The sequence below is a fragment of the Caldimonas mangrovi genome (assembly GCF_023721835.1).
Taxonomy (GTDB): Bacteria; Pseudomonadota; Gammaproteobacteria; order Burkholderiales; family Burkholderiaceae_C; genus Caldimonas; species Caldimonas mangrovi.
In genome coordinates this window covers 1-2,359 of the sequence record NZ_JAMKFE010000038.1, presented here as the reverse complement: position 1 = coordinate 2,359, position 2,359 = coordinate 1, and the positions used below count along the sequence as shown (strand labels likewise).

4 protein-coding genes and 1 pseudogene are annotated in these 2,359 nt (G+C 61.3%); 3 read left to right on the top strand and 2 right to left on the bottom strand.

All coding sequences use genetic code 11. The annotated features are described in order from the left end of the window. A pseudogene (locus M8A51_RS26105) lies at positions 1-151 on the bottom strand (IS110 family transposase); the annotation flags it as partial. Between the two features lie 205 nt (positions 152-356). On the opposite strand from M8A51_RS26105, the gene M8A51_RS26100 reads away from it, so the two are divergent. From M8A51_RS26100 to M8A51_RS26090, 3 genes are all read left to right on the top strand, one after another. Then, positions 357-869, top strand: coding sequence for a hypothetical protein (locus M8A51_RS26100; protein WP_251781550.1), 513 nt, complete (start codon positions 357-359; stop codon positions 867-869). A 174-nt stretch (positions 870-1,043) separates the two neighbouring features. Continuing rightward, positions 1,044-1,349, top strand: coding sequence for an antibiotic biosynthesis monooxygenase family protein (locus M8A51_RS26095; RefSeq protein ID WP_251781551.1), 306 nt, complete (start codon positions 1,044-1,046; stop codon positions 1,347-1,349). A gap of 77 nt (positions 1,350-1,426) precedes the next feature. Then, positions 1,427-1,753 (top strand): hypothetical protein, encoded by a 327-nt coding sequence (locus tag M8A51_RS26090; protein ID WP_251781548.1) that lies wholly within the window; start codon positions 1,427-1,429, stop codon positions 1,751-1,753. Between the two features lie 307 nt (positions 1,754-2,060). On the opposite strand, the gene M8A51_RS26085 is transcribed toward M8A51_RS26090, so the two are convergent. Continuing rightward, the coding region (locus M8A51_RS26085) for a transposase (RefSeq protein ID WP_251781547.1) at positions 2,061-2,359 on the bottom strand (299 nt) is incomplete at its 5' end.

The following is a 2,359-nucleotide window of genomic DNA, read 5'->3' as shown; positions in this document are numbered from 1 at the left end:
ACCATGGCAGGAACTGATCGCGTCGCAGCGCCCGGCTGGTGATCACCCGGCCGCGCCTATCCACCGCGTGCACCTGGATCACCTGCTTGGCCAGGTCCACACCCACCCGGGTGGCTTCCCGGCAACGGTCGCCTCGTGTAATCTGCTCCACGGACTTCCCCTTTCCAAAGCTTCAGATTGATGAATTCGCAACCACCAATCTTGGCGCTCTTTGTCGCCGTTGCAGGACTGGGGATGTCCCTTCGTATTCCCGTCGAGCGGACACCCAACGGCGGGCGGCGATTGTTCGCTCCGTCGCCATCAGCGGCGCCGTTGTGTGCCGCTTACGTCAATCGTTGGGCGTCATAGGAGCGAATATGCTGAGCCTGGAAAGTAAGCGTTGGTCCGAACTTGAGCATGCATACGGCAGTGCGGCAGATATCCCTGCGCTACTTGAGCATCTGCGCGAACTTCCAAAATCCGAAGGCGAGTCCGAGCCGTGGTTCACGCTCTGGAGCGCGTTGGCACATCAAGGCGATGTCTACTCGGCTTCCTTTGCTGCTGTCCCTTATGTGGTAGCCGCTCTTGCCACTGCACCAGCGAAGGCCGATGAATCTTTCTTTCAGTTTCCCGCTTGGGTCGAGGTATGTCGCGCCAAGAACGATGTAGAAATCCCCGAGGATCTGAAGGCGCCGTACTTCGAGTCGCTTTCGCGTCTTCCCAGCTTGGTCTCTCAGGCGTCGAGTCGTCACTGGGACGCCAGCTTTCTAGCGTGCGCACTGTCGGCCATAGCCGCAGCAAAAGGGCAGCACGCAATCGCCGAAGCGGTGTTGGAAATGTCTTCGCCAGAAGTTGCCGAAGAGTTCCTGGAGTGGTACTCCGAGCAATGACGCCCAACCCTTCCGTCGAGCGGACACACAACGGCGGGCGGCGATTGCTTGCTCCGTCACCATCAGCGGCGCCGTTGCGTGCCGCTCACGTCAATCGTTAGCCACCGAAGGAACTGCCGTGCCTTGTCGCTTGACCATCGAAATACAAGCCGGCCGCCACGCCGGTTCAGCGCGGTGATCCTCGAGGTTGCTCCGCTGCAGGTGCGGGCTGGGCAAGCCGCCGAGTTCGAGGCTGCCTTCGTGAAAGCGCAGCGAATCATTGCCTCCATGCCTGGCTACGTCTCGCACGAGTTGCAGCGGTGCCTCGAACGGCCAAACGAGTACGTGTTGCTCGTACGCTGGGAATCACTCGAAGCGCATGAAGTAGGGTTTCGCCAGTCGCCCGAGTACCAACAGTGGAAGCAGCTGCTCCATCACTTCTATGAACCATTTCCCGTCGTTTCGCACTACGAGGCAGTTCAAGGTGCAGTCGGCGGCTAACCCCTCCATCGAGCGGACGTGCCACCGCGGGCTTCGCCCGCGGCGTCACGCCGCTCATGTCGAACGTTAGACGCCTCATGACGACCGATGCGCATCAACCGAACCGGCCGCGTCTGGCACGCTGTCTGCGCGTCGGCCTGGTCCTTACAGGTCTTGCCTCGGCTGTTGCGCTCGTTGCCATGGTTCAAAGAGCAGTGGTCGCTGTGCGCGGTGGCCACGGGCTAGACACGTATCACACCTTCTGGCTGGTCGAGAACAACTGGGTAGGCTTTCTTGTCTTCGTTGCTTGCTTCGTCGTGGCGCTGCTCGCTGGTCTTCTTCTCCGCCGGGTACACAGAAGGCGCGAGCGCCTGCAGTGGCGCGAACTTGAGCAGAAGCAGGGTGGTCCCAATGCAGGCGCCTAACCCTTTACAGGGACTCCCCCCACAGTCAATCGCTTGATGGTCTGCATTGATCGTTGCGGCATAGACGAGATATCGAAGTTGCGCCGAGACAGAGAACAGACTGCCACTCTACAGACGGCCTTGTTGCATCGAGCGCGGTGCGCGGCCGATGCGGACCCAGATACGAACCGCTCAGCGGGGCTCCATTCCTATCGCGTGGACCTCTCGTTGATGTGAGGCCACCAGGGGTTAGCCGAGCTTGCCCGCTGCCGGTCTGACCTGTTCAGTGCATCTTCTTCATCACGTCATGCAAGGAATCGGTTTGTTTTCAGGCGCCTTGCGGCTTGGTGCTCACGTGGTTGGCATCGAACGCCTCGCCGCGCGTCATCACCGCCCACAGGATGCGCGCGTTCTTGTTCGCCAGCGCCACCACCGCCTTCTGCCAGCCCGAGCGTTCTCGCAAGGCCAGCACCCAACGCGAGATGCGATCGTCTCGGCGGTGTGCCGTCATCACCGCCGACTTGGCCGCCTGCACCAGCAGCATCCTCAAGTAGGTCTGGCCTCGTTTGGTGATGCCCCCCAACTGGCTCTTGCCACCGCTGGAGCGCTGCCGGGGCACCAGCCCCA